34 protein-coding genes and 6 pseudogenes are annotated in these 24,037 nt (G+C 64.9%); 6 read left to right on the top strand and 34 right to left on the bottom strand.

Annotated elements, in window-relative coordinates; translation table 11 throughout:
• Positions 1 to 2: 2 nt before the first annotated feature.
• The 4 genes and pseudogenes from nifV to nifH all read right to left on the bottom strand — a co-directional run bounded on the left by nifV (position 3) and on the right by nifH (position 3,475).
• Positions 3 to 1,184 (bottom strand): homocitrate synthase, encoded by a 1,182-nt coding sequence (nifV, locus tag ACETMP_RS03015; RefSeq protein WP_375159850.1) that lies wholly within the window; start codon positions 1,182 to 1,184, stop codon positions 3 to 5.
• A gap of 129 nt (positions 1,185 to 1,313) precedes the next feature.
• Positions 1,314 to 1,796: a Fur family transcriptional regulator Irr gene (gene irr, locus ACETMP_RS03010; RefSeq protein WP_375161827.1), complete on the bottom strand. Its 483-nt coding sequence runs from the start codon at positions 1,794 to 1,796 to the stop codon at positions 1,314 to 1,316.
• A gap of 7 nt (positions 1,797 to 1,803) precedes the next feature.
• On the bottom strand, positions 1,804 to 2,520 hold the full coding sequence (locus ACETMP_RS03005) for a nitrogen fixation protein NifQ (protein WP_375159849.1): 717 nt from the start codon (positions 2,518 to 2,520) through the stop codon (positions 1,804 to 1,806).
• 65 nt (positions 2,521 to 2,585) lie between these two features.
• Positions 2,586 to 3,475 (bottom strand): annotated as a pseudogene (gene nifH, locus ACETMP_RS03000) (nitrogenase iron protein).
• 395 nt (positions 3,476 to 3,870) lie between these two features.
• Between nifH and ACETMP_RS02995 the strand changes: the two are divergent.
• Positions 3,871 to 4,305 (top strand): response regulator, encoded by a 435-nt coding sequence (locus ACETMP_RS02995; protein ID WP_375159848.1) that lies wholly within the window; start codon positions 3,871 to 3,873, stop codon positions 4,303 to 4,305.
• A gap of 76 nt (positions 4,306 to 4,381) precedes the next feature.
• Here the strand turns inward: ACETMP_RS02995 and ACETMP_RS02990 are convergent, their stop codons facing one another.
• The 3 genes from ACETMP_RS02990 to ACETMP_RS02980 are packed head-to-tail and all read right to left on the bottom strand — an operon-like array spanning position 4,382 to position 5,320.
• Complete coding sequence (locus ACETMP_RS02990) at positions 4,382 to 4,735, bottom strand: ferredoxin (RefSeq protein WP_375159847.1); 354 nt, start codon at positions 4,733 to 4,735, stop codon at positions 4,382 to 4,384.
• Positions 4,732 to 5,067: a Grx4 family monothiol glutaredoxin gene (gene grxD / locus ACETMP_RS02985; protein ID WP_375159846.1), complete on the bottom strand. Its 336-nt coding sequence runs from the start codon at positions 5,065 to 5,067 to the stop codon at positions 4,732 to 4,734. Before grxD ends, ACETMP_RS02990 begins: the two co-directional genes overlap by 4 nt.
• Positions 5,068 to 5,086: 19 nt before the next feature.
• A complete protein-coding gene (locus ACETMP_RS02980; RefSeq protein ID WP_375159845.1) occupies positions 5,087 to 5,320 on the bottom strand; it encodes a BolA family protein in 234 nt (77 codons plus the stop codon).
• Between the two features lie 354 nt (positions 5,321 to 5,674).
• Between ACETMP_RS02980 and ACETMP_RS02975 the strand changes: the two genes are divergently transcribed.
• Genes ACETMP_RS02975 through ACETMP_RS02965 form a run of 3 tightly spaced genes read left to right on the top strand, consistent with a single transcriptional unit; the run spans position 5,675 to position 6,763 of the window.
• Positions 5,675 to 6,154, top strand: coding sequence for a hypothetical protein (locus tag ACETMP_RS02975; RefSeq protein ID WP_375161826.1), 480 nt, complete (start codon positions 5,675 to 5,677; stop codon positions 6,152 to 6,154).
• A 7-nt stretch (positions 6,155 to 6,161) separates the two neighbouring features.
• A complete protein-coding gene (locus tag ACETMP_RS02970; RefSeq protein WP_375159844.1) occupies positions 6,162 to 6,491 on the top strand; it encodes an iron-sulfur cluster assembly protein in 330 nt (109 codons plus the stop codon).
• A 26-nt stretch (positions 6,492 to 6,517) separates the two neighbouring features.
• Complete coding sequence (locus ACETMP_RS02965) at positions 6,518 to 6,763, top strand: hypothetical protein (RefSeq protein WP_028137092.1); 246 nt, start codon at positions 6,518 to 6,520, stop codon at positions 6,761 to 6,763.
• Positions 6,764 to 6,775: 12 nt separating this feature from the next.
• On the opposite strand, the gene ACETMP_RS02960 is transcribed toward ACETMP_RS02965, so the two are convergent.
• The 20 genes and pseudogenes from ACETMP_RS02960 to ACETMP_RS02865 all read right to left on the bottom strand — a co-directional run bounded on the left by ACETMP_RS02960 (position 6,776) and on the right by ACETMP_RS02865 (position 17,553).
• Entirely contained in the window at positions 6,776 to 7,204 is a 429-nt protein-coding gene (locus tag ACETMP_RS02960; protein ID WP_028137093.1) for a group II truncated hemoglobin, read from the bottom strand.
• A 24-nt stretch (positions 7,205 to 7,228) separates the two neighbouring features.
• Positions 7,229 to 7,396, bottom strand: coding sequence for a hypothetical protein (locus ACETMP_RS02955; RefSeq protein WP_375159843.1), 168 nt, complete (start codon positions 7,394 to 7,396; stop codon positions 7,229 to 7,231).
• Positions 7,397 to 7,405: 9 nt separating this feature from the next.
• Entirely contained in the window at positions 7,406 to 7,855 is a 450-nt protein-coding gene (locus ACETMP_RS02950) for a Rieske (2Fe-2S) protein (RefSeq protein ID WP_375159842.1), read from the bottom strand.
• Positions 7,856 to 7,868: 13 nt separating this feature from the next.
• Positions 7,869 to 8,094: pseudogene (locus ACETMP_RS02945) on the bottom strand (hypothetical protein).
• Between the two features lie 14 nt (positions 8,095 to 8,108).
• A complete protein-coding gene (locus ACETMP_RS02940) occupies positions 8,109 to 8,417 on the bottom strand; it encodes a 2Fe-2S iron-sulfur cluster-binding protein (RefSeq protein WP_375159841.1) in 309 nt (102 codons plus the stop codon).
• 34 nt (positions 8,418 to 8,451) lie between these two features.
• Positions 8,452 to 9,660 carry a DegT/DnrJ/EryC1/StrS family aminotransferase gene (locus tag ACETMP_RS02935; protein ID WP_375159840.1) on the bottom strand — a complete coding sequence of 403 codons (1,209 nt, stop codon included), beginning with the start codon at positions 9,658 to 9,660 and terminating at the stop codon, positions 8,452 to 8,454.
• Positions 9,657 to 9,815, bottom strand: coding sequence for a hypothetical protein (locus tag ACETMP_RS02930; protein WP_375161825.1), 159 nt, complete (start codon positions 9,813 to 9,815; stop codon positions 9,657 to 9,659). The genes ACETMP_RS02935 and ACETMP_RS02930 overlap by 4 nt, the downstream gene beginning before the upstream one ends.
• 127 nt (positions 9,816 to 9,942) lie before the next feature.
• A complete protein-coding gene (locus ACETMP_RS02925; protein ID WP_375159839.1) occupies positions 9,943 to 10,302 on the bottom strand; it encodes a hypothetical protein in 360 nt (119 codons plus the stop codon).
• Positions 10,303 to 10,312: 10 nt separating this feature from the next.
• Positions 10,313 to 10,552: a nitrogen fixation protein NifZ gene (locus ACETMP_RS02920; protein WP_028137099.1), complete on the bottom strand. Its 240-nt coding sequence runs from the start codon at positions 10,550 to 10,552 to the stop codon at positions 10,313 to 10,315.
• On the bottom strand, positions 10,552 to 10,869 hold the full coding sequence (locus ACETMP_RS02915; RefSeq protein ID WP_375159838.1) for a nitrogen fixation protein NifZ: 318 nt from the start codon (positions 10,867 to 10,869) through the stop codon (positions 10,552 to 10,554). Before ACETMP_RS02915 ends, ACETMP_RS02920 begins: the two co-directional genes overlap by 1 nt.
• Positions 10,866 to 11,639, bottom strand: coding sequence for a 4Fe4S-binding leucine-rich repeat protein (locus ACETMP_RS02910; RefSeq protein WP_375159837.1), 774 nt, complete (start codon positions 11,637 to 11,639; stop codon positions 10,866 to 10,868). The genes ACETMP_RS02915 and ACETMP_RS02910 overlap by 4 nt, the downstream gene beginning before the upstream one ends.
• The gene (locus tag ACETMP_RS02905; RefSeq protein WP_375159836.1) at positions 11,632 to 12,162 is read right to left on the bottom strand and encodes a hypothetical protein; all 531 of its coding nucleotides are present in this window, start codon (positions 12,160 to 12,162) and stop codon (positions 11,632 to 11,634) included. Before ACETMP_RS02905 ends, ACETMP_RS02910 begins: the two co-directional genes overlap by 8 nt.
• A gap of 8 nt (positions 12,163 to 12,170) precedes the next feature.
• Positions 12,171 to 12,479: an iron-sulfur cluster assembly accessory protein gene (locus ACETMP_RS02900; RefSeq protein WP_028137103.1), complete on the bottom strand. Its 309-nt coding sequence runs from the start codon at positions 12,477 to 12,479 to the stop codon at positions 12,171 to 12,173.
• 13 nt (positions 12,480 to 12,492) lie between these two features.
• Entirely contained in the window at positions 12,493 to 12,717 is a 225-nt protein-coding gene (locus tag ACETMP_RS02895; RefSeq protein WP_025037807.1) for a 4Fe-4S binding protein, read from the bottom strand.
• A gap of 10 nt (positions 12,718 to 12,727) precedes the next feature.
• A pseudogene (gene nifB, locus ACETMP_RS02890) lies at positions 12,728 to 14,289 on the bottom strand (nitrogenase cofactor biosynthesis protein NifB).
• A 297-nt stretch (positions 14,290 to 14,586) separates the two neighbouring features.
• A complete protein-coding gene (locus ACETMP_RS02885; RefSeq protein ID WP_375159835.1) occupies positions 14,587 to 15,453 on the bottom strand; it encodes an SIR2 family protein in 867 nt (288 codons plus the stop codon).
• Positions 15,450 to 15,675, bottom strand: a pseudogene (gene nifT / locus ACETMP_RS02880) (putative nitrogen fixation protein NifT). Before nifT ends, ACETMP_RS02885 begins: the two are co-directional and overlap by 4 nt.
• On the bottom strand, positions 15,672 to 16,868 hold the full coding sequence (gene nifS, locus ACETMP_RS02875; protein ID WP_375159834.1) for a cysteine desulfurase NifS: 1,197 nt from the start codon (positions 16,866 to 16,868) through the stop codon (positions 15,672 to 15,674). Before nifS ends, nifT begins: the two are co-directional and overlap by 4 nt.
• 29 nt (positions 16,869 to 16,897) lie before the next feature.
• Entirely contained in the window at positions 16,898 to 17,191 is a 294-nt protein-coding gene (locus ACETMP_RS02870; RefSeq protein ID WP_375159833.1) for a NifU family protein, read from the bottom strand.
• 41 nt (positions 17,192 to 17,232) lie between these two features.
• A complete protein-coding gene (locus tag ACETMP_RS02865) occupies positions 17,233 to 17,553 on the bottom strand; it encodes an iron-sulfur cluster assembly accessory protein (protein ID WP_080136068.1) in 321 nt (106 codons plus the stop codon).
• 332 nt (positions 17,554 to 17,885) lie between these two features.
• Here ACETMP_RS02865 and ACETMP_RS02860 point away from each other — a divergent pair, with 332 nt between their 5' ends.
• The gene (locus ACETMP_RS02860; RefSeq protein WP_375159832.1) at positions 17,886 to 18,476 is read left to right on the top strand and encodes a hypothetical protein; all 591 of its coding nucleotides are present in this window, start codon (positions 17,886 to 17,888) and stop codon (positions 18,474 to 18,476) included.
• A gap of 10 nt (positions 18,477 to 18,486) precedes the next feature.
• Here the strand turns inward: ACETMP_RS02860 and ACETMP_RS02855 are convergent, their stop codons facing one another.
• Positions 18,487 to 18,891 (bottom strand): Rieske (2Fe-2S) protein, encoded by a 405-nt coding sequence (locus ACETMP_RS02855; protein WP_375159831.1) that lies wholly within the window; start codon positions 18,889 to 18,891, stop codon positions 18,487 to 18,489.
• A 314-nt stretch (positions 18,892 to 19,205) separates the two neighbouring features.
• Here ACETMP_RS02855 and ACETMP_RS02850 point away from each other — a divergent pair, with 314 nt between their 5' ends.
• Positions 19,206 to 19,520 carry a hypothetical protein gene (locus tag ACETMP_RS02850; RefSeq protein WP_375159830.1) on the top strand — a complete coding sequence of 105 codons (315 nt, stop codon included), beginning with the start codon at positions 19,206 to 19,208 and terminating at the stop codon, positions 19,518 to 19,520.
• A 10-nt stretch (positions 19,521 to 19,530) separates the two neighbouring features.
• Here the strand turns inward: ACETMP_RS02850 and fdxB are convergent, their stop codons facing one another.
• The 6 genes and pseudogenes from fdxB to nifE form a co-directional block, all read right to left on the bottom strand.
• Positions 19,531 to 19,815, bottom strand: coding sequence for a ferredoxin III, nif-specific (gene fdxB, locus ACETMP_RS02845; RefSeq protein ID WP_375159829.1), 285 nt, complete (start codon positions 19,813 to 19,815; stop codon positions 19,531 to 19,533).
• A 13-nt stretch (positions 19,816 to 19,828) separates the two neighbouring features.
• Complete coding sequence (locus ACETMP_RS02840) at positions 19,829 to 20,029, bottom strand: CCE_0567 family metalloprotein (protein WP_028137114.1); 201 nt, start codon at positions 20,027 to 20,029, stop codon at positions 19,829 to 19,831.
• Between the two features lie 9 nt (positions 20,030 to 20,038).
• Positions 20,039 to 20,509, bottom strand: coding sequence for a NifX-associated nitrogen fixation protein (locus ACETMP_RS02835; protein WP_375159828.1), 471 nt, complete (start codon positions 20,507 to 20,509; stop codon positions 20,039 to 20,041).
• A gap of 11 nt (positions 20,510 to 20,520) precedes the next feature.
• A pseudogene (gene nifX, locus ACETMP_RS02830) lies at positions 20,521 to 20,915 on the bottom strand (nitrogen fixation protein NifX).
• 21 nt (positions 20,916 to 20,936) lie between these two features.
• Positions 20,937 to 22,320: pseudogene (gene nifN / locus ACETMP_RS02825) on the bottom strand (nitrogenase iron-molybdenum cofactor biosynthesis protein NifN).
• A gap of 9 nt (positions 22,321 to 22,329) precedes the next feature.
• Positions 22,330 to 23,997: a nitrogenase iron-molybdenum cofactor biosynthesis protein NifE gene (nifE, locus tag ACETMP_RS02820; RefSeq protein WP_375159827.1), complete on the bottom strand. Its 1,668-nt coding sequence runs from the start codon at positions 23,995 to 23,997 to the stop codon at positions 22,330 to 22,332.
• Positions 23,998 to 24,037 lie beyond the last annotated feature (40 nt).

Below are 24,037 nucleotides of genomic sequence, written 5' to 3'. Positions count from 1 at the left end.
CCTCACGCGCAATCGAGGAGTGAACGTTCGCGCACCTCGCGCCAGATCGCCGTCACCGTCTCGCGCGCCACCGCGCCCTTGTGCGCGACGGCATGCTGGCGGACGCGGGCGAGAACCGACTTCGCCTCCTCCGCGCTGACCGACAATCCGAGCTCGGCGAGGAGCGCGGTGATCGCGGCAAGTCCGGAATGCTTGCCGATCACGATGCGATTGGAGCGGCCGAGCAGGCGCGGATCCAGCGCCTGGTAGGTGCGCTGATCCTTCAACAGGCCGTCGACGTGAATGCCCGATTCGTGGGTGAAGACGTGCTCGCCGACGATCGCCTTGTTGAGCGGTATGGCACGTGCAGCCGCGGCCGCGACCACGGATGCCACCTTGTCCAGCTCGGACAGCACCACGCCGGTATCGCAGCCATAGAGCTGCTTGAGCGCGACGGCGACCTCCTCGAGCGGGGCGTTGCCGGCCCGCTCGCCAAGGCCGATCACCGTGACGGAGGCATGCGTCGCGCCGGCCTTGATCGCCGCGAGCGTGTTGGCCGTCGCCAGACCCAGATCGTCATGGCCGTGGAATTCGAGCTCCAGATCGGTGGTGGCGCGAAGTGCTGCGATCAAAGCGAAGGAGGCGTCGGGATCGAGCACGCTCAGCGTGTCGGCAACACGGAAGCGCCGCGCGCCGGCCGCCTTGGCGGTTGCGATCAGCTCGATCAGGAATTCCACGTCGGCGCGCGAGGAATCCTCGCCGCCGACCGCAACGTCGAGGCCCCTGTCGCGGGCGTAGCCGACCACACGCCTCACCTGCTCCAGCGCCGCCGCCCGGCCACCACTGAGCTTGGCGGCCATCTGGACGTCGGAGGTGGGGATCGAGACATTCACCATGGAGACGCCAGCCGCAATGGCCGCATCGACATCCGACGGCCGCATCCTGCACCAGCCGATGGCCGTCACCGGCAGGCCGGCCTCGACGATGGCCCGGATCGCGCTCACCTCGTCATGGCCCATTGCAGGCGTGCCGGCTTCGATCTCGGTGACGCCGGCACAGGCCAGCGCGCGGGCAATCGAGACTTTCTCGGCAGTGGTGAAAGCGACGCCGGGGGCCTGTTCGCCATCGCGCAAGGTGGTGTCGTTGAGGACGACGGGTCGGAGCAGTGTTCCGTCCGATCGGGTGGTTGAGCCGGAAGGTGCCATCCGCGTACTCCAATCATCGATGTCGACTGGGATCAGCAACCCTCGTGCCATCGCCAGAACGACTGCCAAGTACCTGAAATCGATGGGCTTATCGGCGCCGCTCGCTTTGTCGCAAATACGACAGGCGTGTCAGGTCCCGGCGGGTTTGCGGCGGATGTGGATGATGATGTCGAGCCGCGAGATCTCGTGGCCCGGCAAGGGATCGGGCAATTGCTCGAGCACCAGCGTCTCCGGCACGTCGATCAACATATCCTCGCCGTGAAGGTAGAAATGCGGATGGACGGTCGTGTTGGTGTCGAAGAACGAGCGCGAGCCATCCGGCCCGATGCGACGCAGCAGTCCCGCCTGGGTGAAATGGTTCAACGTGTTGTAGACCGTCGCCAACGACAGCTGAATGTTGGCCGCGGACGCCTCGGCAAACAGCATCTCGGCGGTGACATGCCGGTCACCCTGGCCGAACAGCAGCTCTCCCAGCAACACCCGCTGACGCGTCGGCCTCAGGCCCGCATCGCGTAAGCGGCGGAACGCGGAGCATTCGGCGGCCCGGAGCTCGCGTTGCGCAGACGGCTCGTCCAATGCGTCGACGAAGGAAACTTCCGGATACGCGTCCATGATCACCTCATGCTGGCCGGTCGCCGACGTCGGCCTGATCGCCGCCGCCACGCAACACTTCCCGCCGGCGTTCGGCCATGCGGCTCTCGCCGCTCTCCCCGCCGAAGCAGAGATCGAAATCGTTGCACTGCGTGCAGACCGGCGTCGTGCACATCACGAAGCCGTCGTCCTCGCAGAGCATGCGGTAGAAAAAGCGCTTCCAGCGCATGTTCCTGGTGTTGCGGGTCGCCAGCGGCGCGAAATGACGCGTCAGGAGGCGCGACAGTTCCGGCCGCTCGCGCAATCCGAGATCTTCCCAGAGATGGTTCGGCTCCATCGCGCGCCGCGCCACCATCGCCGCCACCCAACGGCCGACCTCGCCGTCGGTCGAGCGGTGCGCGAGCAGAAGATCGCGCACCATGGCGGTCTCGTCGTCGACGCTCGCATCGCCCCCGCCTGTCCAGGCAAACGCCCGACCCGGCACGGATGGGAAACATTGCGCCAGGAGCGCATCCAGCTCCCGTTCGGGCAGGCCAACGCGCTCCGCGATCGGACCGCCGTCCATGACGGCTGCCGCCAGCACCGAAGCGAGCACGTGCCGGTCGAAAGCCTCGTCGTCACCAATGTCGGCGTCGGCGGGATCGCTTCCGGTCAAGACGCGATAGACGTCGATCCCGGCATGCGTGCCATCGGCGATGGGGGCCGCCGCGAACGTCGTTGCGATCGTCACTTGCGCTTCAATCACGGAGTGGCTCCGCCGGTGATGCCGAAACGTGCCGGCCTCCCCGTCCAGGAAGGCCGGCACGATGCTCAGGCCGACATTGCCGCGAGCTCGGCAGCGGTCTTGCCGACGACGGTCTCGTCGACCGGCTTCATGATGCCGTGCTCCATCAGCATGTCCTCGAGCTCGTCCATCGTGATCGGGGTCGGGATGATGCCCTTGCCGGCGTTGTTGTGGATCTTGTGCGCGAGCTTGCGATAGTGCTCGGCCTGCTGCGATCCGGCGCGTATTCCAGCACCGTCATGCGGCGCAGTTCGGCGTGCTGGACGATGTTGTCGCGCGGCACGAAGTAGATCAGCTGGGTGCCGAGCTTCTTGGCCATGGCCTCCGCCAGCTCCAGCTCCTTGTCGGTCTGCCGTTCGTTGCAGACCAGGCCGCCGAGCCGAACGCCGCCGGAATTGGCGTACTTCAGGATGCCCTTGGAGATGTTGTTGGCGGCATACATCGCCATCATCTCTCCGGACATCACGATGTAGATTTCCTGCGCCTTGTTCTCGCGGATCGGCATGGCGAAACCGCCGCAGACGACGTCGCCGAGCACGTCGTAGGACACGTAATCGATGTCCTCATAGGCGCCGTTCTCCTCCAGGAAGTTGATCGAGGTGATGACGCCGCGTCCGGCGCAGCCGACGCCGGGCTCCGGACCGCCGGACTCGACGCAGCGGATGTCCCGGTAGCCGATCTTCATCACGTCCTCGATCTCGAGGTCCTCGACGCTGCCGGCGTTCGCCGCGAGGCTCAGGATGGTGTCCTGCGCCTTGGCGTGCAGGATCAGGCGGGTCGAGTCCGCCTTGGGATCGCAGCCGACGATCAGGATCTTGTGACCCATCTCGGCAAGCGCCGCGAGCGTGTTCTGCGACGTCGTCGATTTGCCGATACCACCCTTGCCGTAAAACGCGATTTGCCTCAGTGAAGACATGTTGCTCTCCATCAACCGATTGCCAATGACATCGCGCTGCTCGCGCGAGATTGCTTCTCTCTCTCAGAAGCGTGGGCCCGCGGGGTTCGGGAAGGAGAACATCGCTCGCCATCGGCGTCGGCGTGCTCTCAGCCCTCACTCGTTGTTGCTGCATCCAAATAGCAACTGGCGTGCCATTCGCCGGCCGCGTCGTAAGATGCTGATCGTGCTCGCAGAATATTTCGGTGCAAGCGGCCGACAGAAGCTGTGTCGAACCCTACAGAGGTAGGGTCTCTGTCAGAAACCGGACAAGGATCGAAGCGATGGCGGTGTGAATGCACCATGATGACCGCGGCGTGGATGCGGAACGGAAATTGCTCGTACTTCGACGTGAGGCGATCAGAGGAGAACGACAGATGCAGATCGGCGTCGAGACGGCCAAGGCCGTCGACCAGCGACGCGTGTTCGTGGTCGATGAGGACGAGATCACGCGCGCGGCACTCCAGTTCATGCTGCATGACGAGATCGAGACGCACGAACTCGCCACGCCGGAGGAGGCCTACGCCAAGGGCGTGGATTGGCTGAAGCCCGACGTGGTGCTGCTCGGGGTCTCTTTCCTGAAGACCCGAGGGCCCGGCCTGATCGGCGAGATCGGCACGAGATTTCCGGGCGTCCGCATTCTCGTCGTCACCGACAGATCGGACGAGACCATTGCGGTCGAGGCGATGAAGGCTGGCGCGCACGGCGCCGTGGTCAAGCCGCTGACGCTGGAAGGCGTTCGCAGGAAGGTCGACACGATTCTCGGCCGTGGCGGCGCGGCACCGCTGATCCAGCTCAGCGCATTGACATAGCAGTGCCGGCGTGGCGACGCGGTCGCGAAGCTGGACGCGGCCGCAGCCGATGCCGCGCTGCGCGAAGCAATGAAGCTCAGCTCCGCGCCAGCACCATCACCAGGCGATCGACGCGCCGGCCTTGGGCCAGGTGCTCATGAACGATCTCGTCGATGTCTCCCGGCGTCGTCGGCCGATACCAGACGCCATCGGGATAGACCACCATCAGCGGACCGGCCCCGCAGAAGCCGAGACAGCCCGACGCAGTGAAGCCGACATCCGTGAGCCCATTCGCCTCGATCGCCTTGCCGAGCTGCTCCCACAACGGCGCGCCGCCGGCCGCGCCGCAGCTTCCGCGCGGATGGCTGGGAGGCCGCTGGGTGTGGCAGGCGAAGACGTGATGACGATAGAGCTGCGGCAGCTCGAACCCCTCGGTCGTTCCGTCGCTCATGACGCCGCCACCGCAACGCCCTTGTCGTTCAGCACTGCGGCCAGCTCACCCAGCTTGAACATCTCCCGGACGATGTCGCAGCCGCCGAGAAACTCGCCCTTGACGTAGAGCTGAGGAATGGTCGGCCAGTTCGAGAACGATTTGACGCCCTCGCGAATGTCGGGATCGGCGAGCACGTCGACGCCGATGAAGGGCACGCCGAGGCCGTTCAAGATCTGCACGACGGCCCCGGAGAAGCCGCATTGCGGCGCGGCCGGAACGCCCTTCATGAACAGCACGACGTCGCTGCCGGCGATGATGTCCTTGATGCGTTGTTCGGTCGGTTCATTCATGCGTTCATTCCTTTCATAGTCATTTCGGCACCGCCGTCTCGAGCGCGAGCGCATGCAGCGCCTCGCCCATTTGTCCCTTCAGGGCGGCGTAGACCATCTGGTGCTGCTGGATCCGGCTCTTGCCCGCAAAAGCCTGCGAGACCACGCGCGCGCCGTAGTGATCGCCGTCGCCGGCGAGGTCGGTCACGATCACGTGGGCGTCCGGAAACGCCTCTCTGATCAATCGCTCAATGTCCGGTCCCGCCATCGCCATGTCGCACACTCCTGATCCACTCGCCGCTCCATGCAAGCGTCAAACCAGTTTGGCAACACGTGCGTTCGGAGGGACTTGCGCGCCTGGCGCCGCCGCGATGTCCGACTTGCGACAACGCCGCGCGCGTGGGTGTCGGCGACGTGACGAACACGACGGGTCCTGTTCCGAGCACGGCGACGTTGCCTCGCGGCGCCTCGAAACCACGCGCCTTCGCGGCGTCTCTCATTCGGCCCGGCTTTTGCTTTGCAAGGTTGCATCCGTATTCCATGCGCCAGACGAGGAACCCGAATTGTCTCGCACAGACTCCAGCAGATTTGGCAATCGGTGCCGCATCCCGACGATGGTGGGCGGTACATGACGGCCGTCCTTGTCGATTCCGATGGCATCAATTTCGGTGAGCTCGCACCCGAAATCGACTCGCTGCTGCAGCAGGGCGTGGTCAGCTATCGGCGCGACCCGCTCGAGGCCGACCGCATCTTCCGCCAGGCCCTGGATGCCGCGCCGACGGAGCTCGCCGTCTATTTCTGTCTCTACAAGACCCACACCTATCGCGGCCGGCTCGACGAGGCCCAGGGCATCGCCGAGCGCGGATTGAGTGAAGCCGCACACCAGGCCGGCTGGAGCCCGGATTGGCGAAGCTGGCAGCCCCGGGCCGAGCTGCCCGATGGCGCCGGCCGCTTCGCGCTCTACACGCTGAAGGCGCTCGCCTTCATCCATCTGCGCAAGGGCGAACAAAGACAGGCACGCGAACTGCTCGCCGCCCTGCGCCGGCTCGACCCTGCAGGCGCGGTCGGCTGGCCGGTCGTTGCGGCTCTCGCCGAGGGGCTGCAGTGAGGTGGCGATGACGACAACCGAGCTTGCCGACAACGAGACGCTGATCGCGAGCGTCATCGCCGCGCTGCGGACGGTTCACGATCCCGAAATCCCCGTGAACATCTACGACCTCGGCCTGATCTACCGGATCGAGCCGAAGCACGACGGCCTGGTCGAGGTCGACATGACGCTGACCGCGCCGGGCTGTCCGGTCGCCGGCGAGATGCTGACCTGGGTCGAGAAGGCCGTGCTCGAGGTCGGCGGCATCGAGCAGGTGGCGGTGCGGCTGGTGTTCGATCCGCCCTGGGACTCCTCGCGAATGACCGACGACGTCAAGCTCGAGCTCGGCCTCTTCTAAAGCGCACTCAGGGAGAACCGCACGAGATGCTGCCGACCACCATCCTCGTCGACGATGCGCCGCGCTGCGTCGTGCGGCCCACCGACGCCAAGGACCTCAACCGCTTCATTCGTAACGGCAGGAGCTTTCTGCTGGCCGAGAAGCCCGAGGGCAAGATCACGCACCGGCTGGCGAACGAGACGGAGCTGACACGGTGGCAGAGCGGCCTTGCCTTGCACAAGGCGTGGGGCGCCGCGGACGAGGAGTTTTTCGGCCTGCCACTATCGGATTGACGGCGCGCCGCGTCAGCCGTGCCTCCCCCGCGCATCGTGCGGATTGCCCGCCTGGTTGCGCATCCAATCGGCGAGCTTGGTCAATGCGGCATCGAGCTCGCCGCGCGCCGCTTCGTCGGCGACCGTTTCCCCCAGCGCGCCGCGCATGCACAGCAGCCAGGCGTCGCGCTCGGCGCCACCGATCGGGAAACCCATATGGCGCTGGCGCAGCCGCGGATGGCCTTTCTCCGGCGAATAGAGCTTTGGCCCGCCGGTCCACTCGGAGAGATAGCGCTTCAGCACCTGCTTGGTCGATGTGAGGTCGTCCGCGTGCATGGCGCGAATGCCGGCGGCTTCGGGCAACGCGTCCATCCGACGATAGAAGCTCTCCACCAGGCGGTCGATGACGACAGGGCCTCCGATCCGTTCGAACATCGAAACCGTGATCGCCGTATCGCTCATGCCAATTCCTTCCGTTCCGCGCACTCACTCATCCATGCTCGGCGACAGGATAACCTCCGCCGGCGCCCCGGGGCCTTGATCGGCGACAAATTCCAGCGTGGAGACGCGCGACAATCCGTGGCCGCTCTCCATCAGAACGACGGCATCTCGCGGCAGCCGCTGCAGTCGGTCGAGCAGTTGGGCGACGGTCACGCCTGCCCCCTAATCCGGATGGATCATGATGTCCATGATTTCGTCGTTGTCGTCGAAGCCGCCGAAGGGGCGGTCGTCTTCGACCAGCCGTTCGCCGCACAGGCAGACCTCGCCGTCGACCATCGCCAGCGCAATCGGCTGAAGGTTGCGGCCGTTGCAGGGACCGTCGATGCACAGCCCGCTGTCGATCTCGAACGTGGCACCGTGACGGCCGCATTTCAGAAAGGCGCGATCCTGCGTGAAGAAGTCGCCGCTGCCGATATTGAGCCAGACCCCGTCATGCGGACAGGCGTTGACGTAACCGACATAAGCGTTGTCGTGGGTCCGGATCACGACGATCGGGAACGGCCGGCTCTCGCCCGACACGTCGATGCGCGACAGGTTGAATGCCCTGGCGCCGCCGCGCTCGATCTCGTCGCTGGTGCAAATGACGAAGACATCGATCTCATCCAAGCCCATGGTCCCTCGCCGGTCAGGCCGCCGCCGGCGCGGCTGCCTGCTTTAGCGCCGTCAGCTCGGCGCGAGTCAGTCGGAACACGCCCCGCCCGCCCGCGAAGGTCTGGTAGACATCGCCCGCCTTGTCGCTCAGGAAATCGAACCAGGCCTGCGGCGTGAGGACCTTCGGGCCGTTCGCCGATCTCGACCACGGTGCCGTTCGGCGCAAACCGGGCGTGAAGAATGATGTTCTGCGCGTCCATCGTTCCAATCCTGCTCATAGGCCCGACGAGAAGCCGAGCAGCTCGATCCTGACATCCTCGGTGCCGAGGACGGCGGCCTGGCAGGCGAGCCGCGACTTCGAGCTGACACCGACGATGGTGTCGAGCTTCTCGTTCTCGAGCCGCGCGATCTTCGACAGGCCTTTGCGCCCCTCGTGCACGAAGATATGGCAGGAGCCGCATTTGGCCTGGCCCTCGCATTTGTGCGGGATGGCGATCTCGGCGCCGAGCAGTGCCGCCAGGAGTGTCGTTCCTTCCGAAACCTCGATGGTCTTGCCCTCGGGCATGACGGTCAGAGTGGTCATGATCTCGATCCTTTCAATTGTACGGTTTCATGGTTCAGTAGATCGCCGCGCCCGCGCCGACGTTGATCGAGGCGTCCTTCATGGTCTCGACGATGAACTCGATCTGGCCGTCGGTGAGATGGGGATGGAACGGCAGCGCGATGGCGCGATCGGCGATCTTCTCGGTCACGAGCAGATCGCCGCGGCGACAGCCGAGATCGAAATAGTGCCGCTGCAAATGCAGCGGATGGCTGTAGGCCGCAGCCTCGACCTGCTCGACCCGGAGGTCCTCGGCGATGGCATCGCGGCTGGAGCGGGTGAAACGCGTGCCGAGATGCACGACGTAGAGGAACCAATTCACCTCGGTCACGTCGGAGGCGACATAAGGCGGCTTGATGCCCTCGAACGACTGCACATGCGTCGCATAGAGCTGCTCGACCAGCCGCCGACGCTCGATGATTTCGTCGATGCGCCTGAGCTGGGCCAGCCCGAGCGCGGCCGCAAGATCGCTGATCCCGGCCTGATGGGACGCCGTTGAGCTCACCACGACGGAAGATCGCTCGCTCAGCCGGTGCGAGCGATGACGGCGCAAGGTCACCGCGAGGTCGATGTCGTCGGTGACGACCATGCCGCCCTCGCCGCAGGTCAGCAGCGAGGGTTGGGCGAAATCGAATACGGCGATGTCGCCGAAGCTGCCGACCAACCTGTCCTTGTAGCGCGAGCCGATCGCCTCGGTGGAATCCTCCAGCAGGAGAAGGCCGTGCCGGTCCGCAATGTCGCGCAGCTCCGACCACGGCGCCGGATGGCCGTTGGTGTTGGCGGCGAGAATGGCCCGCGTCGTGGGCGCGATGCACGCTTCCACCTTCTGCGGCGCCAGCGTCCCCGACCAATAGTCGATGTCGGCGAATACGGGCCGTGCGCCGGCGAGGCTGATCGCATGCGCGGTCTCGCGGAACGAATAGGACGAGGCGATGACCTCATCACCTGCGCCAATGCCGTACGCCTTCAGCGCGAGCATGAGGCCGATCGTGCCGCTCGGTACCGCAATCGCGTAGGCCCGGCCGACATAGGCGGCAAACGCCGCCTCGAACTCCTCAGCCAGCCGGCCGCTGGAGAGCCGCGCCGAGCGCAGCACGGCGTCCACCGCCCCGATCTCCGCCAGCGTGACGTCGGGGTCGGAGAGCGGAATGACGTCGTGGCCCGTGGCGACGGACGCATCGCCCTCGTCCGCAACGTCGTCGTAAGCGAGAGCAGGCTCGGTCATGACGCGGCCGCCCGACTCACCAGCACGATCCCGGTCGCACGTGCGGGATCGTTCGTGATCTGCGCACAATGATCGGCGCTGTCGAGCAAATGCAGGTCGAACGCGCCGCAGCTGCGGTACGGGGTCTCCGTTACATCCGAGGCGTCGCAGCGGATCCAGGCGAGGTCGGGGAATTTCCGGCGCAGCTCGAGGATAGAGCTGGGTCGCGGCTTCGGGTGACGCGAGCATCCGCTCGATCTCGGTCAGTTCGTTTGCCGCAAGCCCCATCTTACCAACCTCCTGCTATTGCCAGAACACGCGCTCGGGATCGGCATTCAATATCTCCGTCGCCGACGCCAACCGCTGGTGCACGCCGTGCAGCTCCCAGGCACCGCTCTTGTGGTCCTTACGGAAGAGCTTCCAGCTCGCGCCCACCGCATCGTGATGCAGCAGCGCGACGTCGATGACACCGCCGTCGGCGTCGATGTTGCGCGAGCAGCAGGGGCTCTCGACGAGATACCCGCCGGTCACGCCCTTGACGATCGGCGAGACGTAGCGATAGCGCCTGCGCGATCCGAGTGCGCGCTCGATCCGCCTGCGATCGAGCTCGTTGGGATGCGCGGGCAAGTCTGCATCCGGCTGTCTGAGCACCGCGGCATTCATCGTGGCATCCCTAGAGCGGGCTGATTTCTTCTTCGAGGCAGCCGACCACCAGCCGCTCGCCGAACTCGACGAGATAGATCGGCAAGTTCGCCTCCGTATGCCGGCCGACCTGGACGATCTCCCCGGTGTGACCCACCCCGACCAGCAGGCTGTCGGCCGGCGTATCGGGAAACGAGCCGTCATTGTGCAGGTCCACCGCGGCCTTCACGCGCTGGCCCCACTGGTACTTCGGCAGTTTGGGTTCGATCATCATGATGCAGCCTCCGGCAGCGGAATGTCCTCAACCGCATCGCGTGGGGTGACGGGGTCGAGCTCCTTGCGCTTCATCCCGACGCGGTTGCCGCTGTCGAGGAATTCGACGCCATAGATGTAGAATTGCTGCAGGAAGGTTCCTATCGAGACGACGTAGCCGATCTCGCCCTTCCTCGCGAGGATGTCGCCGATCTCCTTGCCGGCATAGGTGCCGTCGTTGCGGATGGTGCGTCTGGCCCGCACTTTCTCCCCAAAGGAGAAGAACGGCGGGGCCGTCAGCTCGACGACGTCGCTGTCGCGCACGATGTTGCTCATAGGGAGGCTCCCGTTCCTCGCTCCAGCCTCACGGCGACCCGCGACCGCGCGACTTCGCGCACCAGGCCGTCCTGGTCCTCGACGAGCCCCATGAGCTCGCTGGCTGCCGCTCGGCTTGCGACCTCGTACCGGATGCGCCAGTCGGGATCGCGATGCATCAGCGCCAGCAGCTCCGGCGACAGGCGCCGCGCGACCTCGAGCCGCACGGCGGCATCGCGGTCGGCGACCATGCCGAGCAACCATTCATCGGGAACACGGCGGGCCACGACGCGTCGGACCTCCGCCTCCCCGTCATCGATCATCCGGCCGAGCAGCAGCGGCGCCAGCCTGCGTGCGACGACGAGACGGACGTAGTAATCCTCGTCGGATGCCATCGGCAGCAGATCATCGCCGTCGATCAGGGTGGCCACCCGCATCCTCACCTCGCGATGCGGATCCGCGCGCAATTGCAGCGCATAGCGCCTGGGCAGGCGGCGGACCGCATTCCAGCGCACGGTTTCGTCGGCGTCGCCGAGCAGCGGCGGCAGCAGGAACAGATTCGCGGACTTTGCGGCGATCGCGCGCACCTCGAAATGCGGGTGGCCGAGATAAGCGTCGGCAAGGCCCGGATTCCAGTCGAAGAAGCGGTCGATGCGGCGTGCGTAGCGATCGTTGACGCAGGCATGCCTGATCCGGCAGCCACCGACGCCGTTCAGCGCCAGATGCGTGCAGCCGCTGCAGTCGACCTGATTGCCCTGCCAGTCGCGGGCCTCGCCGATGTCGTCAGTCATCGTCCTGCCCCATCCGCTCGAGCACGCCCAGCAGCACCTCGGCGCCGATCTTGTCGGTGGGATCCAGCTCCAGCAGCTTCAGGACCGCGCGCCGCCCCTCCTCGGTCTCGCCGAGACGCATCTGCAAGTAAGCGTAGCCCTTCAGCGAGAACAGGAAGAAGCGCGCGAGAATGTTCTCGTAGCGGCCGAACTCGGCATCGCCCGCACGTACGCTGCGCCAATCGGTGGGAAGATCGTTCTCCTCGGCCGCCTTGCGCAGGCAACACCGCGCGACCTCGAGCGCCTCGGCAAGACGTCCCTTGTAGAAATAGAAACGATAGAGGCCGATCAGGACGGCGGCGTGGCCGGGGGCAATCGCCTCGGCCTCACGCAAGTGACGTTCCGCGATGTCGTCCAGATGATAGGACTGACCCGCTTCCCACAAATGATGCTCCGCCGCGCTCGGCAGCCCGCGCCCGAGCAGGGCGCCGGTGACGAGCGCCTCGTTGAACTCGACCTGTGGGCTGACAGACGTGTCGGGCATCGTGCTGCTCAGTGGTGTCCGCAGGAGACCTGCTTCGGATCGTGGAACACCAGCCCGGTCTGGGTCGGCGTATCCGCGAAGTCGATGGTGACGCCGTCGAGCAGCAGCCGGCTCTCGGCCGGCAGGAACAGCTTGACGCCCTCGCGCTCGACCACGGCATCTCCGGCCTGCGGCTCGGCACGCACGCTAATGTCGGCGGCAAGGCCTGAACAGCCGCCGGGACTGACCGCAAGACGGAAGCCGCTGCCCGCGCCGCCGTCGACCCGGAGCATCATGCGCATGAACTTTTGCGCCGCCGGTGTGATCGTGAAGTTCATCTCCTTTTCCCCCTCAAGCAGGCGCCTGATAGCGCGGCAGTGACGTATCGATGACGCAGGTGTTGTCGACCGGGCAGACCGCCACGCATTGCGGCTCGTCGAAATGGCCCAGGCACTCCGTGCATTTCTTCGGGTCGATCACGAACGTTCCTCCCTTCTCGCGGATCGCGACGTTCGGACATTCCGGTTCGCAGGCCGAGCAGCTCGTGCACTGCGAAGCGATGATCTTGAACGGCATCGATTCCTCCTCACGCCGCCGAGATCAGCGCGCCCTGGCGGATGGCGGCATCGCCGCGCTCCACGTGTTCGATCTCGCCGCTATTGACCTTGTCGAGGTAGGCCTTGAACCAGGCGATCGCGGACTTCTCGATATATTCGTGGGCGTACTGATCGACCGGCTCGATACCGGCCTTGATCAGGTCGCCTTTCGGGCAGCCGCCGATCTTGGCGACGAACACCGCATGGCAATCGTTGATGGCACGGATGATGGTCTCGAGGCTGTCCTCCTCGCCGTAGCCGCCCTGGCAGTAGAGATCGACGCGGCGATGACCGACGAACTTGGCGCCTGCGGTGGAGAGTTCGTAGACCTGGAACTCCTTGGCGTGGCCAAAGTGCTCGTTGATCAGGCCGGAGCCCTTGGTCGCGACCGCAGCGAGCACCTTGATGTCGCTGGACTTGCCTGCGAGCTCGGCAAGCTCCTCCTGCTTGGCCGCGACCTTGGCGACACGTTCCTCCTCGACCTTGTCCTGATAAGCCTTGCGGGTCTCGGCGTCGTACTTGACCTCCATGGCCATGATCTTCTCGGTGGTGAACTCGGCGCTGCGGTCCTCGCCGAGCAGACCGACGGCGTCGGCGCGGCACTGCCGGCAGTGCCGCATCATGTTCATCTCGCCTTCGCAGGAATCCTGAAGCGCCTTCAGCTCCTGCGCGCTCGGGCCGCGCTGCCCGTTCAGGCCGAATACGGTGCCGTGCTCGGGCGCGGAGATCAGCGGCATGATGTTGTGCAGGAAGGCGCCGCGCGACTTCACCGCCCTGTTGACCTCGACCAGGTGCTGGTCGTTGATCCCGGGGATCATCACCGAGTTGATCTTGCAGAGGATGCCGCGCTCGGTGAGCATCTCCAGGCCTTGGAGCTGCCGATCGGTCAGGATCTTGGCGGCCTCGTAGCCGGTGTAGCGCTTGTGCTTGTAGAAGATCCAGGGATAGATCTTCGCACCGATCTCGGGATCGACCATGTTGATGGTGATGGTGACGTGGTCGACATTGTATTTCGCGATGGTGTCGACATGATCGGGCAGCATCAGGCCGTTGGTCGACAGGCAGAGCTTGATGTCAGGCGCCGTGTTGTAGATCAGCTCGAAGGTCCTGAACGTCTTTTCGGGGTTCGCCAGGGATCGCCGGGGCCGGCGATCCCGAGCACCGTCATCTGCGGGATGGTGGAGGCGACCGCCAGCACCTTCTTGGCGGCCTGCTCGGGCGTCAGCTTCTCGCTGACGACACCAGGACGCGATTCGTTGGCGCAGTCATATTTACGATTGCAGTAGTTGCACTGGATGTTGCAGGCCGGCGCGACCGCGACATGCATGCGGGCGTAGTGATGGTGCGCTTCCTCGCTGTAGCAGGGATGGTTCTTCACTTTCTCCCAGATTTCGGTCGGAAGATCACCCTGCCCGGCCTGCGATCCGCAGCTGGCCTTGCCGCTGCCGCCGGTGGTGCCGCAGCCCTTGTGCTCGGCGATCGCCTGCATGATCTCACCGACTTCGGCGACGTGAGCGTTGCTGCCGGCGTCGTGTTGCGCTGAAACGTCCATATGCTCAGTTCTCCTTACCGGCCGGGTTTACGGGGCTCTGATTTCGCGAAGCGTCCTAAGAGTCGTTCCAGAAAGGTATTAGCAACCCGCATGCCACCGTCGCGCTGTCGACTTTCCTGGCTCTCTTCAACGAGTTAGCGCGCAGGCGCGGGAATGTCGGGTTGCCAACGCATGTTGGAAAGATGACAGATGTCGTGAGGTGTGCGGTGATGCCCGATGCCGGCAGGCGCCTTGCAAATGCATTCGGCCCCGCTCCCGCTAAGGAAGAGGGGCCGGCAGTTCGCAAACGGCCGGTGTCTAGCCAGCCAGCACGATCTCGATGGCGCGGGGGAGCGGGATGGCGAGCGGGGTCAGGCCCTGGCTCACCAGGAAACGCAGCTCGTTCTTCGACAGCGCGTCCGGCTCGACGACCGCATAGTGCGTGTCCGCGGAGCGCTTCGACACCTGTCGCGCATAAGTGCGCAGGAGCTGATCGTTGAAGCGACAGCCGAGGAACAGGAAGCTTCGGCCCGTGCGCCGCGCCTTCACCTCATCCGGAATCGGGGTCTGGATGTCGATCTCGGTCAGCACCTCGACGTAGTCGGCATCGGAGATCAGAAAATTCTTCGCCGGCGCGACGCTGCCGTGAGGCTTGTAGAGGATCGTGGTCCAGTCCTTGGCCCGGACGCGGTCGACCTCCTGGCCGGTGGCATCGTAAAATCGGTACCAGCGATCCTCGCCGATGCCGGCGCGGGTGATGCCCTGGATCTCGCCCCAATCGTCCCGACCGGTCAGCGTCGTGCGCATCGCGCCGTCATACCAGCTATCGACGATGAGGGGCAGCGGCAGCGTGGCGAGATGCCGATGCAACGATGTCGGCGTCACCGGCGTCTCAAAAGCCTCCGACATCAGAGCCGTCACGGTGGCGCGATGCCGCGTGCTCTCGATGTGCTGCGCCGCGGCCCAGGCGTTGCCCTTGGCCCGCCGCGGCAGCGCGACCTTGCTGCCGAGAAATGCCGCGAGACCTTCCGGGTTCATCGGCACGCTTGGCGCGGACAGTTCCGTCACGCCAGTACCAAGATAGGGAATGACGCTGCCATCGCGAAGCCGCCCGACAACCTCGCGGAAAATCGCCTCGGCATCGGCGGGATTGGCGAACTCGATGTGGGGGACCGGCGCGTTCATTGCTCGTCTCCCTCGCCGCCGCGCTTCCTGGCGTTGATCGTGATCGGCAAATTGGTATCAGCGGCCATCTGCGGCAGGTCGAGCACCCAGCCATTGGCGATCTTGATCCAGCCGCCCCACAGGGTCTCGTGCTCGGACTCGACGATCGGCTCCTCGAGGATCCTTCTTCGGCACGTAGATCGACAGGCCGGTCTCCGGCGAGCGCCGAATCATGACTTTCATAGGCTCATCTCCGCAGGACGAGAGGTGTCGCTCGCGCGCTCTTGCCACGACGGAGACAATGCTCTCAGTTTCGAAAGGATCTCAGGCAGCACCAGCAGGGCCCGGTCAACCTCTTCGGCCGTGGTCTCGCGGGACAGTGAGAAGCGGACCGCGCCGCGCAGCGCCTGCGGCGGCACGTTCATCGCGCGCAACACGTGCGACGGCTCCATCGAACCGGAGGCGCAGGCCGATCCCAGCGAAGCGGCGATGCCGGTGCGGTTCAGATGATGGATGATCGCTTCGCCTTCGACATGCTCGAAGGCCATGTTCGACGTATTCGGCAGTCGGCTCTTGATGTCGCCCAGCACCATGCAGTGACCGAGCCGCAGGATACCCTGCTCCATCCGGTCGCGCAGAGCGGCGATCTCCGCCCGCTCCCGTTCGAGCTGCGCCGCCGCGAGCTCGGCCGCCTTGCCGAGACCAACGATACCAGGAACGTTTTCGGTGCCGGCGCGGCGACGACGCTCCTGCGGACCGCCGAGGATCAGCGGCTTGAACTTCGTTTCCTTGCGCACGTAGAGCGCGCCGATGCCCTTGGGACCGTGCAACTTGTGGCCAGACAGCGAGAGCATGTCGATCTCGCTCGCCTTGAGATCGATCGGAAGCCGACCGACGGCCTGCACGGCATCGGTGTGAAACAGCGCGCCGGCCGAGCGCGCCATCTTCGCCAGGAACTCGACCGGGAAGACCGTTCCGGTCTCGTTGTTCGCCCACATCACGGACGCGATCGCGGTGCGGGGACCGAGCGCGCGCCTGTAAGCCTCGATGTCGAGGCGTCCACGCGTATCCACGGCGATGAGATGGCTCTTGATGCCGCGGCGGCCGAGTTCCTCGACCAGCGACAGCACCGCGGGATGCTCGACCGCGGTGGTGACGATCTCGTCCCGACCGTCCTGCACGGCAAGCGCCGACAGGATCGCCGCGTTGTCCGACTCGGTACCACCCGAAGTGAAGACGATCTCGTGATCGAAGGCGGCGCCGATCAGCGCCTGCACGCTACGCCGCGCTTCCCTCACCGCCTGGGCGACCTCGCTGCCAAAAGCGTGCGCGGAAGACGCATTGCCGAACTGCTCGGAGAAGAACGGCAGCATCGCCGCGACGACGGAGGGGTCCGTGCGGGTCGTCGCGTTGTTGTCGAGGTAGATCGGCCGCACGGAATCCCTCTCCCGATGTCGGAGCCTATTCAGTGACGGGGCCTGGCCGCTCCGGCAACAGGGATCAGGCGAACGAACTCGCCGAGCCGTTCGATCAGGCGGGCCTGGATACCCTCCAGCGTCGCGCTGGCGAGCTTGCAGAACACACAGGCCCCGGTGAGCCTGACCATGATCTTGTTGCCGTCGATCTCGAGCAACTCGCAATCGCCACCGTCGCGCTTGAGATTGGGCCGGATCTCGTCGAGCACGGCACGCACGATCTGCTCGCGGCCCGACGGCTCGGCGGCCGGCGCTTGTTTCAGGTGTTCGGATTCGACGAGCATTTCACATTCTCCCTATTGCGGATCGGATCGACGAGGACGGCCTAGCTGAACGACTTGCCGCAGGAGCAGCTCGACTTCGCATTGGGATTGTCGAAGGTGAAACCGGAGCCTTCCAGCGCCACCACGAAATCGATCGTGGTGCCGTTGAGATGTTCGTGGCTTGCATTGTCGACGAACACCTTCACCCCGCCGCGTTCGATCACGGTATCGTCGGGCTTGGCCTCCTCGGCGAGGCCCATCATGTATTTGAAGCCGGCGCAGCCGCCGGTCTCGACCATGATACGCAAGCCGCTGGCCGGCTGTGCCGCCGAGGAGATCGCGGTCTTCACCGCATTCACCGCGCTGTCGGTCAGGTTGATCATTGCTCGCCCTCGCTGTCTGGGTCTGTCGCAAGGGGATCGCAAGTCCCGTGCCAGAGTGCACATGCCTGAAACCGCAGGGTTTTCATCGAGCGCGCGCCTGTTGTCTTTGCGACGCTTGTCGGGTTTGCGACATACGGCCACGCGACGCCGGAACGGCGGAATGGCAGCGCAATACCGGGGAGATGCCAGCGCCCGCAGGGAGTGGTGTCGATTTCCGCTGCATTCGAAAATTTGGCGCATGGGCGTGCAGTCGGCAAACTCCTTGCATAAGGGCCTCGAAGCATAGGGCATCGAAACCGTCGCACCGCTGCCAGAACGATCAGGAGAGATTCATGACGTCGATCGACAACACCGCCCTCGGCCGCCTGGACAAGGAGGGCCGGCTTCTGAACGCGGTGCTGAAGGGTGACACCACCCGGCCGGGACGGTTCGGCTTTCGCGGCGACATCGCGCTGCGATTCCAGGCTCAGGTGGCCGACGAAAAGCGTCCGCCGGAATACTCGATCGAGCAGGTGCTGACCGTGGCGCAGGAGGGTGAAGCGACCATTCCGGTGCTCGCCGGCTATCTGCACTCCTACGCGTATCTTGCCGACGTCGCCAAGGTGCTGGACGGCGCGCTGAGCCCGAAGGGCAGCTACTTCATGTTCTGCAACAACATCGACCTCCTGGCGAAATATCGCACCAGGATCGGCGACATCGAGTTCCGCATATTGCCGTGCGACGAATCGACGGTATGGAAGGAGATGATGGAGCTTGCCGGCGTCGACAAGAACGACATCAAGAAGCTCGACACCGCCGGGAAGCTCGACTACCTCCTCGACGCCGCCAGGGATCTCGACGGCTCCTATACCGAGATCTCCTTCGAGGAAGGCGTCGCCAGGATGGAGCCGGTGAAGAACCGCAACGAGAACCGCCCGGTCTGACGCCTCATCGTCAGACCTCCTCCTCGCAATTGATCTCGTCGTCCTCGATCAACGTCACGCCGGTGACGCAGATATCGCCGTCGAGCACGGCAAGCGCGATCGGCGTCAGGCTCTCGCCCTTGCACGGCCCATCCACGCAACGCCCGGTTCCGAGCTCGAACGTGGCGCCGTGCTTGCCGCACATCAGCTTGGTGCCGTTGCCGTCAAGGAACTGGTTTCGTTCCCAGTCGAGGTTCACGCCATCGTGCGGGCACCGGTTGAGATAGCCGAACACCTGCCTGCCCCAGCGCAGGATCACGATCGGCCAGGGCCGCGCTGCACCGTCCTCGCCGACGATCATAAGGCGAAAGCCGATCGCCCGCTGGCTCGGAATGTCGTTGAAGGCGCAGATTGCATAGGCGGTATTCTGGTCCATGCCGTCCTCATTCGCGGTCGGATCGTTCGACTGGTGCAGAATCGCGCTAGCCGCAAGACATGGCCCGTCCACTTGCTCCGTACGGAATCGGACACGCGCGTCCCTCTTGTCGCGATGATCCGGCAGGGTGCGCCTGCCGGCGCGGCTGTCGAGCGGTTGACATCTCCGGCGAGGGGCCGCCCCCTCGGCACGCTCGCACAATGTGGCATGGAATTTGATCTTGTTCAGTCAGGCGCCTGGAAGTCCCGATCAGGCGCTGTCTCGGCAGCGGGATGTGACGACATGTGGTTCGCGGCGCAGGAGGCCGACCAGCGATGGCAATATTGGTCAAGACTACGCAGGACGGTCGCAAGCTCGAAGTGATCGGGCTCGCGATCACACTGGACGGCAAGCTCGAGGCCAACGAACTGATCGACGTCAAGGATCATCCTTACCGCCACGCGATCCGGGCGGCGGCACCCGAAGCCACCCACATGGCTGGCCGCGTCCCCCTGACGCGCGAGGAAGCAGAGATCGTTCTCGCCGCGTTCAAGCAGGCGGAAGCCGACATGCTGGCCAATCCCATCGCCATCCACGAGCGATTCCGGATTGCCGCGATGATGAAAGCGCGTGAGCAGGGGATCGAGTGAGACGCAACGCTTAAGCCGCGGGGGCGTGGGTCTGACAATTGGTCGGACAGACTCGCGCGCAGGCGCCGCAGCCGATGCAGGCGCCGTCGTCGTTCATCACCATCACCTTCTTCTCGACCTCGTCATCGTCGTCATCGAGGTCGATCATCTCGCCGTCCTCGTTGAGGCCCTTGAGCGTCATGACCTCGCGGCCGCACACCTTGTAGCAGCGGCCGCAGCCAATGCACTTCTGGGCATCGATCGACACCAGATAGTCCGGCTTCCAGTCGCGGCCGTCGCGGGTTGCGTAGGACATGGGTGTGGCCCGGTTATGCCTTTTCCAGCGTCTTGAGATCCTCGCGCTTGCGCTCGAGCTCGGCGAAGGCGTCGTGGGCCTTCTGGGCCACGCTCAGGATCGAGGTCCAGTTGATCGGGAGCTCCTCCGAGAGATCGTGGAGGTCCATCTTGGCCTGCGTGGCCTTAGCCGACAGCTTCTTGATCTCGGCCTTCAGGGTTTCAAGATCGCTCATGCTCAAACCTCAGTAATTCGCCACGTCGGGAAACTTGCGGATCATCTCGACACCGCTCGCGACGTATTTGTCGCCTTCGGCCGCAAGCTTGCCGAGACTGTCGAAGCCGAAGCGATGCACGTCGCGCAGCTGCTTGTTGACGATGATGAGCCGGCCGCCGATCAGGACCATCCGGCCAAAGCCTTCATGGTGCATCTTCAGCATCGGCGAGATCATCACGCCGGTCACCTTCTCGATCGAGAGCGCGACGGCGTTGAAGAACAGCTCCATGCGCCAGATCGTGTCCGGATCGGGATCGCCGACGATCGGCAGCGCACGCCGCTTCTCCTTGTCGAGGATATAGGGCTCGAGCAGGTCGAGATCCTTCTTGCCCTCCCAGGCGCCATGGGTGTCCTGGGCGCGCCAGATCTTGACGAGCTCCTTGACGAACGGCGCCTCCGCCGCGTTGTCGGCCTGGATCAGTTCAGCCGCTTCAGTCATGATCGTTTCCCTCAGTCCTCGAAATCAAAGCTGCGGTCCTGTGCCTTGGCGAGCACCTTGCGCAGCCATGGCGGCGGCGAGCCCTTCAGCACGTCCTCGAGCTTGACGCAGAGATCGTCGATCGCCTCGGGCTGCGTCACCTTCATGGGGTGGATGTTGTTGGCGACGACCCGCGCCGCGCCCGAGCCGCCGATCGCGGCGACGTAGAGATCGTGCAATCCTTGATCGCCTCGATCTTCGGCGCCAGCTTGTCCTCGTTGCCGTCCTCCTTGAGGTCGCCGTCGAACTGGATGGCCTCGACAAAGTGATGGCCGTCCGGATTGACGTCGTAGATGGCGATATTCTTGGCCCATCCGAAATGCGCATCGACGCGCTTCAGGTCCTGGGTTGCAAAAGCCACTTTCATCGATCTGGTCCTCTTCTTGCGTCAGTGCAGTTGCGGCGGGACGACCTGAAGGCCGCTGTCCGTGGTGCGCCAGGTATCGGGCGTCGGCTGGTGGTTCGCCTCGCGGTCGGCGATGACGAGATTGGCGAGATCGAAGATCAGATCGCGTGTGCCGCGATAGCCGACCGACAGAAGGTGCCCCGCGCCGAGCCGGTCGAACATCGGGAAGCCCGCACGGTAGAACAGGATCTTCAGGCGCGAGGCCGCCTGGCGGCCGTGCGAGATCGGTGATGAGGAGATCGCAGCCACGGACCTTGGCGAGGTCTTCGAGATCCTCGAGGTCGCCGATCAGGACCTCCTGCGTCCTGACGCGTTCCAGCACCGGCGAGGCCGTCGTGGTCACGGCGACCGCGATCTCGGCACCCATCTCGTGCAACATGCTGGAGAGATCGAACAGCAGGTCCGGCTCGGCGCCGATTGCGAGCTTGCGCCCGCCGATGTGGAAATGCGCGTCCAGCATCGCGTCCGCCAGCTGGCCGCGCTGCCGGCGGTATTTCGCCGGCACCGGCCTTCCGCTGATCTCGCTGAGGAACGCGATGAACTCGTCGTTCGGGGCGAGGCCGCAGAGCCGCTCGAACAGGCGGAACGGCACCCCCGCCTTCTGCTGCATGGCTTCCGCCGCGCGCTTCATCTGCGCGCCGATGGCGATGGTCCAGGCCGCCTGCCCCATGGTCGCGATCTCGTCGACCCCGATGCCGCCGATCGTCGTGGGCGTGAATTCGTCGGGGATATGACCATCGAGCGAGCCGGCAAGGTCGGGCAGGAAGGACGGCTTGAGGCCGAAATCCTCGATGATGGTGCGCAGCTCGTCGAGATCGCCGGGGGTGAGGTGGCAGCCCGGCAGAACGTTGACGCGCGCAGGGTCTCGCGCCGCTCCCGCCTCGACGGGATCGACCAGCACCTCGACCATCCGTGCAACCGTCTTCTCCCAGCCGTCCTGGAAGGCGTCCTTGAAATCGGGCGTTGCAACATAGACCAGCGGGAATTTTTCGAGCTGCGGATGCTTCTGCCGGATCAGACGGATGAAGCCCTCGACATCGTCGCCCTTGGTCTCGGTGACGCCGGTCGAATTGATGCCGATGATCTCCGGCTTGGTGCGATTGTAGATGTTGAGAATCGCCTGCTCGACGTTCTCATAGCCGCCGAGCACGGTTGCGACCTCGCTCATCGCGGTGGTCTGCATCGGCACGGCTTCCTTGAAATGCCGCACGAACAGCGTCAGCCCGAACGAGGTGCAGCCCTGCGAGCCGTGCAGCAGCGGCATCGCCCCGCGCAGGCCCATGAAGGCGAAGGAGCCGCCGATCGGCTGGCTCATCTTGAGCGGATTGACCGAGCAGGCCTTCTTGGAGGTGGTGACGATGGCCATCTGGGCGCCCTACTCCGCCGCTTCGAGGATCGGCGTCGACTGTAAGGCGAGAATGTCCTCGATCCGTCCCTTGCAGGCGCCGCAACCGCCCGAGGCGTTGGTGTGCTCCTTGACGCCGTCGACGTCGGAAAGCCCGTGCGCGGCAATGGCATCCTCGATGGTGCCGAGATCGACCGTCTTGCAGTGGCAGATCTTCTTGGCGCGCCGGGCCTGCTCTGCGCGCACCGGATCGGCCGCGATCTCTGCCGCCTGCGCATCCATCTGCGCCATCGCCTTCGCCTGCCAGTTGACCCCGGCATCGTCCCATGGCGCCGGCTTGCGCAGCTGCGCCCACATCGGGTTGTAGAGCGCCTTCTCGATCTGCTCCATCAGCGTGACCATGCCGATATAGCCCATATAGGCGTGGCTGCGCTCCTGGTTGATGTCGAGCCAGGGCATCGCCGCCTTCAGCGCGACGAACTGCGACTTGCCGCCGGAGAGCATGATGTCAGCCCGCGCGTCCTTCAGCATCTTGTACATTTCGCGCGGCGTCATGTCCTCGATCATGTGGGCGTCCTGCCCCATCAGCTCCTTGATCCGCTCCTTGTCCTCCTTGGTGGACTTCTTCACGGAGGTGCCGACGATCTCGAGGCCCGCCTCCTGGAGTGCCGCCACCACGGACCACGACTTCACCCCGCCGGTGATCAGCAGCACCTTCTTGTCCTTGAAGCGCGGCTTGAAGCGCTCGATCGCCGCCCAGGCCTTGGCTTCCTCCCGCGCAATCACCGCTTCGGTGCGGTCCATCAGCTCTGCCGGCGCGCCGCGCTCGATCAGCAGGCGGGCGATCTCGCGTAGCGAATCGCTGGAATCCTGAATCCCGTAGAACGAGCCCTCGAAGTAGGGAATGCCGTAGCGTTCCTCCATCTTGCGGGCGACGTTGATCATCGCCTTGGAGCACACCATCATCGCGGCCTTGGCGCGATGCGAATAAGCGAGCTCGCGGTACTTGCCATCGCCGGAGATGCAGGAAAGGATGCGGATGCCGAGCTCGTCGAGCAGCGGCTTGATCTGCCAGAACTCGCCCGAGAGATTGTATTCGCCGATGATGTTGATGTCGTAGGGCGTGGTGTAATCGGGCTCCTCGGTGCCGATGACGTGCTCGAGCAGCGCCTCACCCGCGAGCTTGTTGCCGAGGTTCTTCGGCCCGACGAAGCCGGGCGAATTGACGGGGATGACCGGCTTGCCGAACTTCGTGGCCGCGGCCTTGCAGACGGCATTGATGTCGTCGCCGATCATGGCGGGGACGCAGGTCTGATAGACGAAGATCGCCGGCGGATCGTACTTCTCGATCACCTCTCTGATCGCCTTGTAGAGCCGCTTCTCTCCGCCGAACACGATGTCGGTCTCGTTCATGTCGGTGGTGAAGCTGCGGCGCCAGAGGTCGGAGCCCGACGAGGCGCTGCCGCGATTGTCCCATGAATTGCCCTCGCAGGCGATCGGGCCGTGGACCAGATGCGCGACGTCGGTGAACGGCTGGAGCGCGATCTTGGCTCCGTCGAAGGCGCAGCCTCCCGCGGCCCCGCCAGGCTGTAGCTGCTTGGTGCAGCCCTTCTTGCGCTCAGCCTCCGTCTTGCCGGCGTTCTTGCCGCAACCTGGCTCGTTGAAGACGTCCTGGATGGTGGCCGACAGCGAGCTCATGAGCCTCTCCTATTTCCTGACCCGCTGCGCGAGCGTTTCG

This window comes from Bradyrhizobium dasycarpum (assembly GCF_042019905.1).
GTDB lineage: Bacteria > Pseudomonadota > Alphaproteobacteria > Rhizobiales > Xanthobacteraceae > Bradyrhizobium > Bradyrhizobium japonicum_B.
The sequence above is the reverse complement of the archived record's forward strand: the minus strand, read 5'-3'. Positions and strand labels throughout refer to the sequence as shown.

Coding starts and splice junctions, on each gene's coding strand:
- nifV (WP_375159850.1), bottom strand. CDS start 1,184: ATGGCACCTTCCGGCTCAACCACCCGATCGGACGGAACACTGCTCCGA.
- irr (WP_375161827.1), bottom strand. CDS start 1,796: ATGGACGCGTATCCGGAAGTTTCCTTCGTCGACGCATTGGACGAGCCG.
- ACETMP_RS02995 (WP_375159848.1), top strand. CDS start 3,871: ATGCAGATCGGCGTCGAGACGGCCAAGGCCGTCGACCAGCGACGCGTG.
- ACETMP_RS02990 (WP_375159847.1), bottom strand. CDS start 4,735: ATGAGCGACGGAACGACCGAGGGGTTCGAGCTGCCGCAGCTCTATCGT.
- grxD (WP_375159846.1), bottom strand. CDS start 5,067: ATGAATGAACCGACCGAACAACGCATCAAGGACATCATCGCCGGCAGC.
- ACETMP_RS02980 (WP_375159845.1), bottom strand. CDS start 5,320: ATGGCGATGGCGGGACCGGACATTGAGCGATTGATCAGAGAGGCGTTT.
- ACETMP_RS02975 (WP_375161826.1), top strand. CDS start 5,675: ATGACGGCCGTCCTTGTCGATTCCGATGGCATCAATTTCGGTGAGCTC.
- ACETMP_RS02970 (WP_375159844.1), top strand. CDS start 6,162: ATGACGACAACCGAGCTTGCCGACAACGAGACGCTGATCGCGAGCGTC.
- ACETMP_RS02965 (WP_028137092.1), top strand. CDS start 6,518: ATGCTGCCGACCACCATCCTCGTCGACGATGCGCCGCGCTGCGTCGTG.
- ACETMP_RS02960 (WP_028137093.1), bottom strand. CDS start 7,204: ATGAGCGATACGGCGATCACGGTTTCGATGTTCGAACGGATCGGAGGC.
- ACETMP_RS02950 (WP_375159842.1), bottom strand. CDS start 7,855: ATGGGCTTGGATGAGATCGATGTCTTCGTCATTTGCACCAGCGACGAG.
- ACETMP_RS02940 (WP_375159841.1), bottom strand. CDS start 8,417: ATGACCACTCTGACCGTCATGCCCGAGGGCAAGACCATCGAGGTTTCG.
- ACETMP_RS02935 (WP_375159840.1), bottom strand. CDS start 9,660: ATGACCGAGCCTGCTCTCGCTTACGACGACGTTGCGGACGAGGGCGAT.
- ACETMP_RS02925 (WP_375159839.1), bottom strand. CDS start 10,302: ATGAATGCCGCGGTGCTCAGACAGCCGGATGCAGACTTGCCCGCGCAT.
- ACETMP_RS02920 (WP_028137099.1), bottom strand. CDS start 10,552: ATGATCGAACCCAAACTGCCGAAGTACCAGTGGGGCCAGCGCGTGAAG.
- ACETMP_RS02915 (WP_375159838.1), bottom strand. CDS start 10,869: ATGAGCAACATCGTGCGCGACAGCGACGTCGTCGAGCTGACGGCCCCG.
- ACETMP_RS02910 (WP_375159837.1), bottom strand. CDS start 11,639: ATGACTGACGACATCGGCGAGGCCCGCGACTGGCAGGGCAATCAGGTC.
- ACETMP_RS02905 (WP_375159836.1), bottom strand. CDS start 12,162: ATGCCCGACACGTCTGTCAGCCCACAGGTCGAGTTCAACGAGGCGCTC.
- ACETMP_RS02900 (WP_028137103.1), bottom strand. CDS start 12,479: ATGAACTTCACGATCACACCGGCGGCGCAAAAGTTCATGCGCATGATG.
- ACETMP_RS02895 (WP_025037807.1), bottom strand. CDS start 12,717: ATGCCGTTCAAGATCATCGCTTCGCAGTGCACGAGCTGCTCGGCCTGC.
- ACETMP_RS02885 (WP_375159835.1), bottom strand. CDS start 15,453: ATGAACGCGCCGGTCCCCCACATCGAGTTCGCCAATCCCGCCGATGCC.
- ACETMP_RS02870 (WP_375159833.1), bottom strand. CDS start 17,191: ATGCTCGTCGAATCCGAACACCTGAAACAAGCGCCGGCCGCCGAGCCG.
- ACETMP_RS02865 (WP_080136068.1), bottom strand. CDS start 17,553: ATGATCAACCTGACCGACAGCGCGGTGAATGCGGTGAAGACCGCGATC.
- ACETMP_RS02860 (WP_375159832.1), top strand. CDS start 17,886: ATGACGTCGATCGACAACACCGCCCTCGGCCGCCTGGACAAGGAGGGC.
- ACETMP_RS02855 (WP_375159831.1), bottom strand. CDS start 18,891: ATGGACCAGAATACCGCCTATGCAATCTGCGCCTTCAACGACATTCCG.
- ACETMP_RS02850 (WP_375159830.1), top strand. CDS start 19,206: ATGGCAATATTGGTCAAGACTACGCAGGACGGTCGCAAGCTCGAAGTG.
- fdxB (WP_375159829.1), bottom strand. CDS start 19,815: ATGTCCTACGCAACCCGCGACGGCCGCGACTGGAAGCCGGACTATCTG.
- ACETMP_RS02840 (WP_028137114.1), bottom strand. CDS start 20,029: ATGAGCGATCTTGAAACCCTGAAGGCCGAGATCAAGAAGCTGTCGGCT.
- ACETMP_RS02835 (WP_375159828.1), bottom strand. CDS start 20,509: ATGACTGAAGCGGCTGAACTGATCCAGGCCGACAACGCGGCGGAGGCG.
- nifE (WP_375159827.1), bottom strand. CDS start 23,997: ATGAGCTCGCTGTCGGCCACCATCCAGGACGTCTTCAACGAGCCAGGT.